The organism is Aeromonas sp. QDB03, from assembly GCF_027707985.1.
GTDB classification, from domain to species: Bacteria; Pseudomonadota; Gammaproteobacteria; order Enterobacterales; family Aeromonadaceae; genus Aeromonas; species Aeromonas hydrophila.
Genome location: NZ_JAPCJG010000002.1, coordinates 174,459 through 190,739 on the forward strand (window position 1 = coordinate 174,459; position 16,281 = coordinate 190,739).

The 16,281-nt window shown below is 49.9% G+C and carries 13 protein-coding genes; 8 read left to right on the forward strand and 5 right to left on the reverse strand.

Translation table 11 applies throughout. From position 1 onward, the window contains the following. Positions 1–2 precede the first annotated feature (2 nt). From PG900_RS05525 to PG900_RS05555, 7 genes are all read left to right on the forward strand, one after another. On the forward strand, positions 3–2,279 hold the full coding sequence (locus PG900_RS05525; RefSeq protein WP_270831046.1) for a bifunctional glycosyltransferase/CDP-glycerol:glycerophosphate glycerophosphotransferase: 2,277 nt from the start codon (positions 3–5) through the stop codon (positions 2,277–2,279). A 47-nt stretch (positions 2,280–2,326) separates the two neighbouring features. Beyond that, positions 2,327–4,012, forward strand: a complete 1,686-nt coding sequence (locus tag PG900_RS05530; RefSeq protein ID WP_270831047.1) for a hypothetical protein — start codon at positions 2,327–2,329, stop codon at positions 4,010–4,012. After that, positions 4,009–4,404, forward strand: a complete 396-nt coding sequence (locus tag PG900_RS05535) for an HAD-IIIC family phosphatase (RefSeq protein WP_270831048.1) — start codon at positions 4,009–4,011, stop codon at positions 4,402–4,404. Before PG900_RS05530 ends, PG900_RS05535 begins: the two co-directional genes overlap by 4 nt. Continuing rightward, on the forward strand, positions 4,401–6,011 hold the full coding sequence (locus PG900_RS05540) for a phosphotransferase (RefSeq protein ID WP_270831049.1): 1,611 nt from the start codon (positions 4,401–4,403) through the stop codon (positions 6,009–6,011). Before PG900_RS05535 ends, PG900_RS05540 begins: the two co-directional genes overlap by 4 nt. Before the next feature lie 3 nt (positions 6,012–6,014). Next, the gene (locus PG900_RS05545) at positions 6,015–6,761 is read left to right on the forward strand and encodes a glycosyltransferase family 2 protein (protein ID WP_270831050.1); all 747 of its coding nucleotides are present in this window, start codon (positions 6,015–6,017) and stop codon (positions 6,759–6,761) included. 89 nt (positions 6,762–6,850) lie between these two features. After that, positions 6,851–8,935: a capsular polysaccharide biosynthesis protein gene (locus tag PG900_RS05550; protein ID WP_270831051.1), complete on the forward strand. Its 2,085-nt coding sequence runs from the start codon at positions 6,851–6,853 to the stop codon at positions 8,933–8,935. 7 nt (positions 8,936–8,942) lie between these two features. Then, positions 8,943–10,256 carry a capsule biosynthesis protein gene (locus PG900_RS05555; RefSeq protein WP_270831052.1) on the forward strand — a complete coding sequence of 438 codons (1,314 nt, stop codon included), beginning with the start codon at positions 8,943–8,945 and terminating at the stop codon, positions 10,254–10,256. Positions 10,257–10,316: 60 nt separating this feature from the next. Here PG900_RS05555 and PG900_RS05560 read toward each other — a convergent pair whose 3' ends face one another. The 4 genes from PG900_RS05560 to PG900_RS05575 form a co-directional block, all read right to left on the reverse strand. Next, positions 10,317–11,009: an ABC transporter permease gene (locus PG900_RS05560; protein ID WP_270831053.1), complete on the reverse strand. Its 693-nt coding sequence runs from the start codon at positions 11,007–11,009 to the stop codon at positions 10,317–10,319. A gap of 3 nt (positions 11,010–11,012) precedes the next feature. After that, positions 11,013–11,753, reverse strand: a complete 741-nt coding sequence (locus PG900_RS05565; protein ID WP_011705576.1) for an ABC transporter permease — start codon at positions 11,751–11,753, stop codon at positions 11,013–11,015. 204 nt (positions 11,754–11,957) lie between these two features. After that, entirely contained in the window at positions 11,958–12,731 is a 774-nt protein-coding gene (locus tag PG900_RS05570; protein WP_011705575.1) for an ABC transporter substrate-binding protein, read from the reverse strand. Between the two features lie 65 nt (positions 12,732–12,796). Then, entirely contained in the window at positions 12,797–13,567 is a 771-nt protein-coding gene (locus PG900_RS05575) for an ABC transporter ATP-binding protein (RefSeq protein WP_270831054.1), read from the reverse strand. Between the two features lie 533 nt (positions 13,568–14,100). Here PG900_RS05575 and PG900_RS05580 point away from each other — a divergent pair. After that, positions 14,101–15,003 carry a lysine exporter LysO family protein gene (locus PG900_RS05580; protein ID WP_043119622.1) on the forward strand — a complete coding sequence of 301 codons (903 nt, stop codon included), beginning with the start codon at positions 14,101–14,103 and terminating at the stop codon, positions 15,001–15,003. Positions 15,004–15,112: 109 nt separating this feature from the next. Here PG900_RS05580 and iadA read toward each other — a convergent pair whose 3' ends face one another. Then, the gene (gene iadA, locus PG900_RS05585) at positions 15,113–16,243 is read right to left on the reverse strand and encodes a beta-aspartyl-peptidase (RefSeq protein WP_270831055.1); all 1,131 of its coding nucleotides are present in this window, start codon (positions 16,241–16,243) and stop codon (positions 15,113–15,115) included. Positions 16,244–16,281: the final 38 nt, after the last annotated feature.

Consider the following 16,281-nt stretch of genomic DNA (forward strand, 5'->3'; position numbering starts at 1 on the left):
AAGTGCATAAACTAATATCGATAATAATTCCAGTCTATAACGTAGAAAAATATATAAGAGATTGTCTCGACTCATTAATAACACAAACTGTTGATGGCCTTTGTTTTGACGATTCAATAGAGGTGATTCTCATCGATGATGGTTCACCAGATAATTCTGTTGAGATAATACGGGAATATCAGAAAACTTATAAGAATATATATCTTATTCAGCAAGAAAATGCTGGTCAGTCGGTAGCTAGGAATAATGCGATAAAGATCGCCTCTGGCGAGTATATATTTTTCTTGGATTCTGACGATTTATTACCAGCCGATGCGCTATCGCCATTGTATAAACTGGCCAAGGAAACTTGCTCGGAGGTTATTGTATCCCATAGCAAAGCATTTAACTCTAGAAGAAGCTGGTTTATTGAAGACCATGCTGAAGTAGCTAGTGCGGCCCTTCGCAAGGTTAAATTCTTTCATCACTCTATTTTAGTGAAAACGCCGGCACCATGGGCCAAGTTGTATAAAAGAAATCTGCTATTAAGAAACAATATCGAGTTTCCAGTTGGTATCAAATTAGCTGAGGACTGGATATTTGTAATGAAGGCTATGTATAAGGCCAATCATATATCAACGACTCCACATATAAGCTACCTCTATCGTGGACGTGATGACGAGGATAATCCTTCATGTACACAAATCGTCAACGAAAAAGTATTCTATGATCTAACCAAAGTGTACGAATTGACATTGCAATTTGGATTACCGGAGCGACAAACATATCTTGCAAAACTGTTTGTGTTACGGGGACTATTATACCGTCTGACCAAGTATTCGGTTGATTCTACCATTGATGAAGTAAAACCCATATATAAACATCTTAGACATTTTCTAACCTCTCATATTGGAGATAAACCTTTGAGGGTTTTTACACCAGTGAGACGTCTACCCTTATTACTTATCTACCATGGCTTCTATTCAGAAGCGCATAGAGTCATGAACGGCGTATTTAAAAGGTCATGCCTTAATAAGGGAATTGAAAAGAACGACAATGATATTATTCAAGACTATCACAGCTTGAAAAACAAAAAATTCAAAGTAAATATAAGAAAAATCAAAAATAAAGTAAAGTCATCATGCATCAATACGGCATGGAAAGCTAAATACGGCATATCAAAAATAGTCAGTGCAACACTATATAAAGACAGTGATAATATTGTTCTTGTAGGTGAACGATTAGGGAAAACTGCAAATGACTCTAGTTACCATGTATTTTGCCATGTTCAAGATACTAAAAAATATAAAGGGAACAAAGACTATTATTATGTAATCGATAGTAAAGCTAAAACAAAAATAAATCTTGATGGCTTTACTAATGTAATAAGATATGGCAGTTTAAAACACTTTGTCATTTTTAACAGAGCATCTACATATGTATTCAGCGATAGCATGAGGGATGTATTCCACCAGTGGCAGCGTGTTGCTGAAGAGCACAAGCATAAGAGAAAGATCTTTCTGCAACACGGTATCTTTGCTCTTAACAGAGCTACGGGATACTATGACAAGAACTCTATGGAAAAGCGGCATGAGTTACCGGATAAATTTATTGTAAGCTCTGACTTTGAAAAGAACTTAGTTTGCCGTCAATTTGGATTTGATAAAGACGAAGTCGCTGTTACGGGACTATCACGTTTCGACAAATTACCAAAACATCCACAAAAAAAATCAAGACGGGTACTTATTCTTCCCACCTGGCGAGATTGGTTATCCAATGCAAACCCACAACAATTTCAAAAGTCACAATATTTTAGTAAAATACATTCATTAATTACATCTGACCGCTTTAATCGTCTACTAAAAGATAATGATCTTGAAGCAGATATCTGTCTGCATCATAAAATGCACTCGCATTTAAGCTTATTACCAAAATCAGAACACATTAGACTTCACAGTATGAACGATGTTGATGTCCAGTCTCTGATTACTTCATCTGATATCATGATCACCGACTACTCTTCTGCATCGTTTGATATGTTGTATCAAAGAAAGCCTGTTTTATATTACTGGTTTGACTCACAGAAGTTTTTCGCAACCCGTGGGGGGCCTTTGGTATGCCCTCATACCGGTATTCCCGGCCCAGTAATAACAGGAGAGGATGTGTTAATCTCTACACTGAGTGAATATATCGAGAAAGGTTTTTCACTGGATAAGACATTTTCAAAAATAGCAAATAAATTTTTCTCATATAGAGATAGTAATAATACTAAACGAATCCTGGAAATAATAGAAAAATAATTCCCCTATAAAACATAGATAAATTTAAAAAGCAAAAGATACACTTTATGAAAACTGAAGATATTTACAAAAAAATTAATATATCATTAAATGAATGGCGCTTTGATAATGCCTGTAATCAACATGAAGAGTTATTGAAACATACGTTTCAGTATTTCTCTGATTATATAAAACTGCTTGCCGACTTTGGTAAATTAGATACTATATATAATGTTTTTGACCGCCATGGATTTATTTTTATTGAGGAGTTAACGCAGGATTCACATCAAAAACATCCTGATGCGATTGATTTCTGTCTTAAATTTATAAAAGAAAGGTTTATACCAAGCCGTTACTCCCCGATACAAGAAAATGCATCATCAATGCTACTTCACTTATCTTTTAATAAAGAAAAGTCTTCTCTCTTAGAATATTTGACAGAAAATTCAAATTCGCTGATAAATAAGTCATCAAGTGCTCAGGATAACATGGTATTGAACTATGCACTGAATCAACTTTTTGATGCAGACTTAGTTAATAGTGATTTATGTATAAAAATCACTCAAAATGTAATAGAAAACCCACAAGTTAATAACGTGAGGAAAAAGTATCTTTTATCTAAGGTACTAAATTTATCAATAAGGAAAAATTACACGTCATTCTTCAAGTTAAGAAATGAACACTATAATCACATTCAAAAAATATCTCATTTAATACATAAAAATATAAATGAGAGCGGTGCATATTCATTATATGAAACATTCAATTCTGCAATATTAAAACATAACAGCACAAATGTGGTAGATAAAATTAACAAAAAACCAAGAGTAGCTGTTTGTATATCTGGGATGTTTAGAGGGAATGACCTTGCGATAAGAAGTCTATATAAAAATATCATTGACCCTCTAGGCGCTGATGTTTTTTTGCATAGTTGGGATGTTTGGCAATCTTGGTCTGGTATTTGTGGTGCTGGTTTAGATAGTTGGACTTGGCGTTTATTTGGTGAGACTGGTAGAGCGCTTTGTCCTGACATGCTAAAATCATTTACAAACTTTAAAAGTTCGTTTCCTTTAAGTGCTAAAACGATAGAAAGTCCAGTTTATAAAAAATTTACTTCGGAGTTTATGCTGTCGTTTCTTAAGCCTACATCATTCTTGATTGAGAATGAGGATGATTTTTTACAATCCCTTATGGATAAAGAAAACTTTCAGACTCGTGATAATTTTAATCAAGCTAAGATGTTTTATGGAATATATAAATCTACAAAACTAATGATGCAACATGAAATAGATAATGATATAAAATATGACTATGTTGTCAGGGCTAGACCAGATTGTGCTGTTGTGGATAAATTAACATTTGATTTATTAGACAGATTGAAAGCGAATGAGATCTCAGTTGACATGGCATTAGATGTGGGGCCGATTGATCAATTCTATATATCCAGAAGGGATACTCACATTAAGATGGCAGACTTATGGAGACACTCTACTACAGCAGGTCGAATTTCTCCATTCGAATCGTTCCCTAAATATGATGCACATGCTCTCATGTATCTTAGAATGTTGGAGCAAAAAATAACACCTGTAAAGCCTTTAATTAAACGTGATTTTTCTCTTGTAAATTCTAAAACAAACATCCCAGAAGAATTAAAGAAATCCTTTGCTCATGACTTCAAAAATTCAGCATCTCACTTGATAAACAATCATAGGGTTACCGGATTTGTTGAATATTTATTGATGGATGAAAAATGAAAAACATTATTATCGATTTAGATGGTACTTTGACTATTGACGCGGATACATCTTATGAAAATAAGCCCGTGAATATTGATGTTGTACAAAAACTTAGAGAATATAAGTCCCTAGGTTTCAATATTACCATCTTGACTAGCCGAAACATGCGAACCTATGAAGGTAATGTTGGGAAAATTAACATTCATACATTGCCAGTCATTATTGAATGGCTCAATAAACATGATGTTCCTTATGATGAAATTGTGTTGGCAAAACCATGGTGTGGCTTTGATGGTTTTTATGTCGATGACAAATCTATTCGGCCATCAGAGTTTTCATCTTTGACTTACGAACAAATTAAAGACTTGCTTGCAAAAGAAAATCCTTTCAGAGATGGCGGTAATAAATGATACTGATCACATCTGCTGCTTACGTAGACCAAGAATTTGTTAGCGAAATTGGATTAATCCCTCCTAGCTTTCTACCCGTTCAAAATCGCCGGCTATATGAACTTCAGGTGGAAATGCTGCGTGAGCAAGATTTAAATGATGATATATATATTTCCATTCCTGAAAGCTTCAATATTAATGCCTATGATGAAGTAAAAATAAAAAACCTCGGGGTTAATATCGTCAGGGTTCCTGATGGCTTGTCTCTTGGTGAATCAGTTCTACATTGCTGGAACTCATCTGCAAGCTATCATAGCGACTTTATAATATTACACGGCGATACTCTTTTTATTGATATTAAGTTGAATCATAAAAATGAGATTAGCATTCATAAAAATAAAGGGTTTTACAAGAGAGCATCAATAGAACCCCCGATGACGGGAGGGCGTAGCGTTGATGAGATTGGATGGATAAAAAATGAAAACAGAGTCATATCCGGATACTTTTCATTTGATAATCCATTGTTGTTTATCAAGTCTTTAATATCTAGCAAGTCAGATTTTATCGGCGCTATTAATTCCTACCATATTGAAAAACCATTGACTTTCAACTCATCAGGACAATGGTTAGATCTAGGGCATATCAATAGTTTTTTTCACTCTAGAACTTTTCTGACAACTCAACGGGCCTTTAATGATTTAGCGATATCAAGACGAACCGTCTTGAAAAAATCCAGCTCAAAAGGCAAGAAAATCTATGCAGAAGGCAATTGGTTTAACTCTATACCATCTGATATTAGATTACATACTCCACAACTGCTCTCACTTAGTAAAGGAGAAGAAGATTATTCTGGTTCAGAATATAGCCTTGAATATCTGTATCTTCTTCCATTAAGTGACCTGTTTGTTTTTGGTGCATTACCATTATCAAGCTGGAAAGAAATCCTTTATTCTCTGAAGGATGTGTTAAGTAGCCTACATCAATACAGTTCCGAGTCATGTAACCTGACATCTCTTGATGAATTGTATTTGTATAAGACGTTGGAACGTTTAAACGAGCACTCTTGCGCAACAGGCATAGAGTTCATTGAGAAAAAATTTAATTTTTCTGATAACCATGAGGCGTTAACACTCTTTGAACTTGCTAAAAAAAGTGCTGAGTTTATAAATAAAGCTAGTCGTGATGATGTATCTATCGTTCACGGCGACTTTTGTTTCAGCAATCTATTGTTTGATAGTAGAGTGAGTGCCATAAAATGTATAGATCCTCGAGGGATTAATGCTCATGGAGAGCTAACTATATATGGTGACCGACGTTATGATCTAGCAAAACTATATCACTCAATTGTTGGTAATTATGACCTTATAATTAGTGGAAACTATGAACTTATAAATAGTGGTAAAGCTGGGGATATAAAATTTTATCTTGATGATGAGTATCAATGCAATCTTGAAAAAGAATTTAAAAACATTGTTCTTGCTGGCTTGAAATATGATGAGGATGAGATTACAGCAATAACTATACATCTGTTTCTTTCTATGCTTCCATTGCATTCCGACAGGCCTGACCGCCAAACGGCATTTATCAGCAATGCGTTTCGACTTTATAAAAAACTTATAAAAGAGTAATCTATGATTGTTATCCCAATGGCTGGTCTTTCCTCTCGCTTTAAAAAGGCTGGTTATGTAAAACCAAAATATATGCTAGAAGCACATGGCAAGACCCTTTTCAGTCATTCCCTTTATAGCTTTAAGAACTACTTTAATTCAGAGAAATTTCTTTTTATTGCTCTTGATGTATATGGAACTCGAGAATTTATTGATGCAGAGTGTATTAAGCTTGGTATCAAAAATTATGAAATTGCCATCTTGAATTCACCAACTCAGGGGCAAGCACAAACTGTTTACATGGGGCTTAATGATGCCGGAGTGGCCCCCAACACTTCACTTCTTATCTTTAACATAGATACATTTCGACCTGGATTTTCCTACCCTGATCACTTTGACATCAATAATGTAGATGGATATTTAGAGACGTTTATTGGTGAAGGGAAAAACTGGAGTAATATTCTTCCAAAAGAAAGCGGAAATTATGCGGTAGCTCTTACCGCGGAGAAGAAAGAGATTTCTAAATATTGCTGCACTGGTTTATATTACTGGCGTTATGCAAGAGATTTCATTAGGGTTTTTGAAACCTATCAACAGACATCGCTGAGTGAAGTTGATGCAGGGGAGTATTATATCGCGCCGATGTACAATCAGTTAATTGCTGAGGGGGGAGATATAAGATACAGCGTAATTTCATGTGCCGATGTGATTTTTTGTGGTATTCCATCAGAATATGAAGACTTCTTAAACTTGAATGTTTCTTCATGTTGATGTTGCGAGATGGTCAACGATGTCTTCAGATTAGCATTGTTTATGTTCATATGAAAACTTCTCATATAAAATAATATCGGGTGTTAAGTATGGTCCTATGGACTACATCATCTGGAATCGTTGCACGTCAATTGCAAATTAGTGCATGTCTAGAGCGCAAATTGAATAAATATACCTCCTCAAATACCCCAGTATCAGGAGACGTATTCGTAGGTTGGGGGCAAAAAAACAACACACGTCAAGTAATCAGAACGGCCAAAGATTTGGGTTTTTCTTACTGGCAACTGGAAGACGGCTTTATCGGCTATATCGGCCACCCTGCCAAGGGGGGGATGGCGGTGTCGCTGATCGCCGATCCGGTGGGCATCTATTACGATGCCCGCCAACCCAGTCGGCTCGAACAGCTGATTGCCACCCCTTGCGATGCCGATACGCTGGCGCGGGCCGAGCGACTGATCGGCGAGCTGGTCCGCCTTGGGGTGACCAAGTACAACTGTTATGCCAGTCGCCCCGATACCGTCTCAGTCGCCGGGCCCCGCAGCCCGTCGGTGGCCGAAGTGAAAGGGCTGCCGACGGCACTGGCTCAGCGCCTGCTGCAAGACGCCAGACCCAGAGTCTTGCTGGTCGATCAGGTGGCCGGTGATCTCTCCATCCCCGGCGCGCTCGCCAGCGAAGCCGATTTTGTTGCCATGGTGGAAGCTGCGCGTCGCAACCACCCCCATGCCCGTTTGCTGCTGCGCACCCATCCAGATACCCGCTTTGGCAAGAAGAGCGGGGTGTTGGCCAGACTGAAGCTCAGCGATGTGGAGATCGTGGCCGACCATTGTCATCCCCACGCGCTGCTGAGCCTGGTGGATGCCGTCTATACCGTCTCATCCCAGCTCGGCTTTGAAGGGCTGCTGCTGGGCAAGCCGGTCTACTGCTTCGGCATGCCATTTTATGCCGGCTGGGGACTGACCCACGACAGCAAACAGTGCGAACGCCGCAACCTGCAGGTGTCGCTGGCCCAGCTGGTGGCGGCGGCCTTGATCCACTACCCGCGCTACCTTGACCCCGTACTTGGCCAACGCTGCGAAGTGGAAGAGGTGGTCGCCATCATCGCCCGCCAACAAAAGCCCGCTCCCCGTTGGCGCAGGCTCTATCTGGTCGGTTTTTCGCTGTGGAAGCGCGCCTTTATGCAGGCGTTTTGCCATCACCTGGCCGAGGAGCTTCGTTTTGTTCGCAAGCCTCCCAAGCGGTTGACCGGCGATGAGCAGGTGTTGGTCTGGGGTAGCCGCCATCCTGATCTCACCTCGGCCATCCGGGTGGAGGATGGCTTTATTCGCTCTCGCGGGCTGGGTTCCAACCTGTGTCGTCCCTCTTCCCTCTCCATCGATCCGGTGGGGATCTACTTTGACTGCCGCACCCCAAGCGGGCTCGAGCAGCTGCTCAATTACCAGCAACTGACCGAACAGGAGGTCATGCGAGGCCAGGCTCTGCTTGACCTGCTCAAGCGACACGGCGTCAGCAAATACAATGTGGGCACAGTGCAGCCGTTCACACCGCCGACCGATGGTCGCACGCGGGTACTGGTAGTGGGTCAGGTCGATGGGGATGCCTCCATCCTGACCGGCAGCCCGACCATTCGCAGCAATGAGCAGTTGCTGTGGGCCGTGCGGGCAGCCAAACCCGAGGCCCATATCATCTACAAGCCGCATCCGGATGTGGTGGCAGGCAATCGGGCCGGGGCTATTTCGGCAGCCTGCCTGGCGGAGTGCGTCGACAGCCAGGTGCTCGATATCGGCCTGACCAGCCTCTATCCCCATGTGGATGAGCTGCATACCATGACCTCCCTGAGCGGGTTCGAGGCACTGGTGCAAGGGGTCAAGGTCACGACCTGGGGCCAACCCTTCTACAGTGGCTGGGGCCTGACCACGGATGCCCACCCTCCGGCTCGTCGCCAGCGCAATCTGCCTTTGGCAGCCCTGGTCTATCTGACCCTGGTGGCTTATCCGCTCTATATCGACTGGCAGACCGGGCTCTGGATAAGCCCGGAACAGTTGATCCGCCAGCTGGCGCAGCAGGGCCACTCCTCGACCCAGAAGTCGAGCCGCTGGCAACGCTGGCAGATCAAGCTGAGTTATCTGGCCCAGACCCTGTGGCAACGACCATCCCTCCCCCAGCTCATGAGATAAGCCGTACATGAAGATTTTGTTGTTGCAAGGGCCGCTCGGCCCCTTCTTCCAGACCCTGAGCCAAGCACTGAGCGATGCCGGCCACCAGGTGTACAAGATCCATTTCAACGGGGGGGATGAGTGCTGGCCATGCGCCGGCCATAACGAGCGTTTTACCGGCAAGCCGGAGAGCTGGAACACCTTTTTTCGCCGCTTCATCAAGCGCAACGGTATCGACAGCCTGATCTGCTACGGGGATTGCCGCTATTACCATCTGCAGGCCATTCGTATCTGCAAGCAGAAGAAAATCGCCGTCTGGGCCATGGAAGAGGGGTATCTGCGTCCCGACTACGTGACGCTGGAGCAAGGGGGCGTCAACGCCTTCAGCCCGCTCTATGCCAAGCGCGACAAGCTGGCCGAGCTGACCTGGCCTGAGCCCTATCAGGCACAGTTGCAGGTGGGCAAGACCTTTGCCAGACGAGCCTGGTATGCCAGCCGCTATCACATCAACAAGAGCCTGTTTCGCTGGCGCTATCCTCACTTCGTCAACCACAGACCCTGGAGCCTGTATCAGGAAGCCAGCGGCTGGGTTGCAGGTGGCTTGGTGAAATGGCGTTACCGCTGGGCAGACCGCCGTTTGCTGAAAGCCTTGCCGGCACACAAAGGGCATATCTTCTTTGTCCCTCTGCAGGTCACCGAAGACTTCCAGATCCGCGAGCATTCGGACTTGAGCGGCGTCGAGGAGATGGTGGCACAGGTGATGAACTCGTTTGCCGAGCATGCCCGCAATGAGGATGTACTGCTGTTCAAGCACCACCCCATGGACCGGGGTTATGTCAGCTACCAGTCCCAGATAAACCGGTTGGTCACCCTGCTCGGGCTGGAAGGGAGGGTGTTTTATGGCTATGACCTGCCGCTGCCGGCACTCTATCCCCTGCTCAAAGGGGTCATCACCATCAACAGCACGGTCGGTCTCTCCGCCCTGCTGCACGATGTGCCGACCTTCTGCATGGGGCGTGCCCTCTATGATCTGCCGGGGCTCACGACCCGCGGTACGCTGGAGAAGTTCTGGCACAAGCAGAGCCCGGTCTGCAGCGAGACGTTCGAGCGCATGCGCCAGTCCCTGCTGCATCTGACCCAGATCAATGCCAGCTTCTATCGACATCTGGAGATCGGCGCCATGGCCGTGGTGCAGAAGATCCAGCAGCACGACGAGCAGCGCATACCGAACAGGCAGAGCCAACGCACCATTAATCCAGCCGGGCTTATCGGTGCCCTCGGCATGTTGAGTTCATTTGGGTTTGTGGCGGACGAGATGTTGGCGCCCCTTGGCATGCTGTAACGCTTGTTCCCTTTCTTGAGCGACAAAAAAGCCCGCAATTGCGGGCTTTTTTTATGGCGCTTACACGGTGTGGGGGCGCAGGTGGGCGTGCCAGCGAGCTTCCCACTTCTTGAACAGCCAGACGATGACGAAGGTCAACAGCATGTAGAGCAGGCCGGCGGTCAGGAACGCCTCGAACGGGCTGTAGTAACGGGAGTTGATGATCCGCGCGGCACCGGTCAGATCGACGATGGTAATGATGCCCGCCACCGCCGAGCCCTGCAGCATGAAGATCACCTCGTTGCTATAGGCCGGCAGTGCCCGACGAAACGAGTTGGGCAAAATGATCCGGGTCAGGGTCTGCCAGCGGGTCATGCCGAAGGCGTTGGCAGCTTCAATCTGCCCCTTGGGCATGTTGAGCACGGCGCCGCGCACGATCTCGGCGGTGTAGGCCCCGGTGTTCAGGGTGAATGCCAGCAGGGCGCAGAACCAGGCTTCGGCGAACAGATCCCAGGCAACGCTGTTTTTCAGCCACTCCCACTGGGCGGCGCCGTAGTAGATGATGAACAGCTGCACCAGCAGCGGGGTGCCGCGAAAGAAGTAGATGTAGGCCCAGATCGGCCCCTTGATCAGCCAGTTGCGGCTGTTGCGCAGGATGCCAAGCGGCACCGCCAGCATCAGCCCGAGGATCAAGGAAGCCGCCACCAGCAGCACCGTGGTGTAGAGGCCCTGCCAGTAGGTGGGCCATTCGGTGAGAATGATTGAGAAATCCATGGCTTACCTCGTCTTTATCGCATAGTGACGCTCGGCCCATTTCAGTGCCGAGGTGGAGACCGCAGTGAAGATCAGGAAGATCAGGGCCACCGCCATGTAGAAGGTGAAGGGCAGCTGGGTCGAGCCCGCCGCCAGGGACGCTTTGCGCACCATGTCATCGAGCCCGATGATGGAGACCAGCGCCGTGGTTTTCAGCAAGACCAGCCAGTTGTTGCCAAACCCCGGCAGGGCGTGGCGCATCATCTGGGGAAACAGGATCCGCACAAACACCTGGGTTGCCCGCATGCCGAAGGCCCGGGCCGCTTCCAGCTCGCCCTTGTCCACCGCCAGGATGGCGCCGCGGAAGGTCTCGGTCATGTAGGCGCCGAAGATGAAGCCGATGGTGGCGACCCCGGCTGCAAACGGGCTGATGTCGATGTAATCGGGCAGCAGGGAGACCCACTCCTGGTTGGGATTGCTCGCCAGCAGGTAGTTGTTGTAGCTCTCGTTGACCCAGGTACAGAGATTGTTGATGAGCACCTGGCCGCCGAAGAACAGCAGCATCATCAGCACCAGATCGGGGATGCCGCGAATGACGGTGGTGTAGGCGGTGGCAAAACCGCGGGCCCATTTATAAGGGGAGAGCTTGGCCAGCGCCCCCAGCATGCCGAGCACCAGCGCCAGCAGCAGGGAGGCCAGCGCCACTTCCAGCGTGACCCAGGCCCCCTCCAGCAGGGAGGTTTCGTATCCTTTCAAATCAAACATATGCGGCTCCATTGCAACTCATTGAGCGGGATCTCCCGTCCCAATATCCTTTCAAACCAAACACATGCAGCTCCATTGCAACTAAGCGGGCCCATCGCTCCCTTGCGAGAGACAACGGGCCCGATGACTACAGACTAGGGTCAACCTGTCGTGATGATTCGCCGCAATTGCGCCGGCGGCTACCGGGGTAGCGCGCCTTCGGGGTTACTCGCCGTACACGTCGAAGTCGAAGTACTTGTCGTTGATCGCCTTGTACTTGCCGTTGGCACGCAGCGCCAGGATGGCGGCGTTGAATTTCTCTTTCAGATCCTTGTCGGCCTTGCGCACCGCGATGCCGGCACCCTCGCCAAACCACTTGGGATCGGTCAGTTTCGGGCCGATGAACTCGAACGCATCGCCACCCTCTTTCTTGAGCAGGCCGTCGCTGATGGCAGCGGAGTCGGCCATCACGTAGTCAACCCGGCCGGACTTCAGGTCGAGATAGGCCTCGTCTGCGGTGCCATAACGCTTGATGGTGGCGTTGGGGAAGTTGTCGGTGATGTAGGTGTCCATGGACGTGGCGCGCTGCACGGCCACCGTCTTGCCACTCATGAACTCCTTGTCGAGCTTGATCTCGGTGCCCTTCTTGGCGGCGAAGCGAGCCGGAATGTGCTGGTACTTCTGGGTGAAGTCCACCTTCTTCTTGCGCTCTTCGGTGATGTCCATGGTGGCGATGATGGCGTCATACTTGCGCGACAGCAGCGCCGGAATGATGCCGTCCCAGTCCTGCTTGATCAGGGTGCACTTCACCTTCATCTCCTCGCACAGGGCGTTGGCGATGTCGATATCGAAACCTTTCACCTCGCCGCTCGGCTCGGTCCAGGAGAAGGGGGGATAGGCACCTTCCACCCCGATCCGCACCTCTTTCCACTCCTTGGCCATCAGGCTGCCGGAAGACAGGGCAGTGACTATGGCGGTCGCCAGCATCAGCTTGTTCATGTATCTCTCCTTGATAAAGTCATCGACTGTTGCAATTGCAGATTATTGGGGTTCAGCCCCGGCCATCAATAGATGGAGGAGATGAATTGCTTGAACCGTTCGGACTTGGGATGGGCGAAGATCTCCTTGGGATTGCCCTCCTCCTCCACGCGGCCCTGATGCAAAAACATTACCTTGTTCGACACATCGCGGGCAAACGACATCTCATGGGTCACCACCAGCATAGTGCGCCCCTCTTCGGCCAGCTCGCGCATCAGACCGAGCACTTCCCCCACCAGCTCGGGATCGAGCGCCGAGGTGGGTTCGTCAAACAGCATCACCTCGGGCTCCACCGCCAGCGCACGGGCGATGGCCGCCCGCTGCTGCTGGCCGCCGGAGAGGTGACCTGGGTAGTAGTCGCGCCGCTCCCACAGTCCCACCCGGTTGAGCAGGTGTTCCGCCTTGGCCATCACCTCGGCGCGGGGCACCTTGAGCACCTGGATCGGCACCTCGATGATGTTTTGCATGATGGTCATGTGGGACCAGAGATTGAAGCTTTGAAACACCATGGCCAAGCGGCTGCGAATGCGCTCCACCTGGCGCACGTCCTCCGGCAACCGTTCACCGGCCCGGTTGGTTTTCATGCGAATAAGTTCGCCATGGAGGGAAACCGTGCCGGAAGAGGGTGTTTCCAGCAGATTGATACAGCGAAGAAAGGTCGACTTCCCCGAACCGGAGGAGCCGATAAGGGAGATCACATCCCCCTTGTGGGCGGTCATATCGATGCCCTTGAGCACTTCGTGGGTGCCGAAATACTTGTGCAGATCACGAACTTCCAGTGCGGCAACGTCGCTCATCCATTACAACCTTGTCTGTCCCTAGACGCCGCTGGGGCGTGACTCACGCCATCGTTTATTTAACAAAAAGTTAACCGATGGCAACCTTCAGCGAAAATATCACTCGGATAGTTAAAAAACAATACAGAACCGAGGTCTTTGGTGTTTTGTCTGTATTTTTATTGGTCAAACAGGTATTTTTCAGCACTTTGTCTGCATAAAACGCTAATCTACCCTGCCTGACGACACCGCCTTTTTATACCCACAGCGCAAGGCTGGCAAGAAGATTCCTACGTTTTGGCCGCAAACCACCCAGATTGACTTTATTCAACCATGCAGTACGCGCATCCTGTTGAAAAATGGGCCTGTCAGACCCTGTTCTGGCTGCACCAGAATGGACCGGCGCCCCAACAGCGGGCCTCATTTCGCACCAAAAACATAACATATTGATAAAAAAGCTCCGGATGGAGCAGGCAAACACACAAATATGTGACACAGGCCCAATAAGTGATGATAAGGTGTCATTTTTGTCAGTTTTTGTGATCGAGGCCCCGATGTTGCTCAATGTGTTGCTGATCCTGCTGCCGCTGGTAATAGGCTATCTGGTACCCCTCTCCTCTGCCCGTTTGATCAAGCTGGTCAATCAATCGCTGGGCAAGATGGTCTATCTCATTTTGTTCCTGATGGGACTGGGGCTTGCCTACGTGGAGAACCTGGGCAGCAACCTGGCGGTGATCTTCAAGGTGGCCGGGGTGATGCTCGCCGCCATTACCCTGTGCAACCTGCTGGCCCTCTGGTGGCTGGACAGACGCTCACCTCCCACCCACGAGGCCAGCGATGGCCAGATGCCGAGCAAGCTGCACCTGCTGTGGGAGTCGCTGCAGCTCTGTTTCGTGGTGCTGGGCGGCGTCTTGCTGGGGCTGCTGGTCGACCTGCGCGCCCTGCCCATCGACAAGTGGAGCGAGTGGGCACTGATGCTGCTGCTGTTTCTCATCGGGGTGCAGATGCGCAACTCCGGCATGCGGCTGCGCCAGATCCTGCTCAACCCCTGGGGCATGAAGATCGCCGTCACCGTCATTCTCAGCAGCTGGCTGGGCAGCCTGCTGGCCGCCCAACTGCTCGGCATGCCGCTGACCCACGGCCTGGCCCTGAGTTCCAGCTTCGGCTGGTATTCGCTCTCCGGCATCCTGGTGGCCGACAAGCTGGGGCCGGTGCTGGGCTCCGCCGCCTTCATCAACGATCTGGGGCGCGAGCTCATCGCCATCCTGATCATTCCGATGTTGATGCGCCGCCACCCCTCCGCCGCCATCGGCTATGGCGGCGCCACGGCGCTGGACTTCACCCTGCCGGTCATCCAGAAATCCGGCGGCATCCAGGTGGTGCCGGTGGCCATCGTCTCCGGCTTTATCCTGAGCCTGCTCGGCCCCATCCTGATCCTGGGCTTCCTGGCCATCTGATTGCCCCTGAGCCACCCACCGCCAACAACGACAAGCCCGGCACTGCTGCCGGGCTTGTCGTTTAAAAGAGGGGAGCAGGCATGACAGGCTCCCGATCAACTAGCGGCCTTCAGGTGCGCCAGCGGCCGCCGCTCATCACCCGCTCGATGGTAAGCGTATCGGGATCGATCAGCAGCAGATCCGCATCCTGCCCCACCGCCAGCGTGCCCTTGGTCGCCAGCCCCAGCGCCCTGGCCGGATTGGCCGTCACCACCGCCAGCGCCACCTCCAGCGCGACCCCCTTGCCGCAAGCCTCCACCAACGCCTGCCACAGACTGCCGATCTGGCCGCAGCGCAGCTCGATGAAGCGCCCCTCGCCATCAAAGCGCGGCAGGCTGGCGTTGGCGTCCGAGCTGAAGCTGATACGATCGGCGGGCACTCCGGCCGCCAGCAGCTCCACCAGGGCATCGGCCGCCAGCCGCTCGCCATCGTCCAGCAAGTCCGGAAAGCTCGAGGTGGTGAGATCGACCCAGCCACCGGCCCGCCCCCACTCGATGGCCTCGGCAAACAGCCAGGGGTTGCGGTTGCAATGGGTGGGATAGAGCTGGCGCAGCGGGATGTCAGTGCCATCGCGCAAAGCCCGCAGCGGCGCCAGCGCCCCGCGCCCGTCCCCCAGATGAAAGAAGCTGACCCCGCTCTTGCCGGCAAGCAGCCCGGCCACCCGCGCCTCGCTCACCAGGCGGGCCAATTCGTCGTGGGTCGGCGCACTGGATCTGTGATCGCTGATGGCCACCTCCCCCACCCCCAGCACCTCGGGAATGAGCATGATGTCGGACTCCACCGTGCCGGTGAGGGTCTTGACCGGCAGATGGTAGGAGCCGGTATACATGAAGGCGCTCACCCCAGCGGCGCGAAACTCGCGCACCTTGCCGAGCACCTGGGCCGGGCTGCGGGTCAGGCTGTCGGTACCAAGCGCCGCCACCAGGGTAGTGACCCCTGCCCTCAGCGCCTCCCTTGCCGCCAGCTCCGGCGTGCGAAAACCAAAGCCCCCCTCGCCGCCGCCACCGGTGATGTGGGCCAGCGGATCCACCAGCCCGGGCACCAGATAGCGGCCGCGGCCGTCCACCCGCGCCAGCGGCCAGCCGGCGGGGACTGACAAGCCCCGGCCGAGCCAGGCGATGCGGCCATCGGCCACCAGCAGATCCTGGCGGCCCAGCGCAGTCGGGCCATAGAGTTCGGCGCCCTCGATCAGGGTCAACATGTGCATGCTCCTCGTGATGATGATGGGCGCCACAAAGC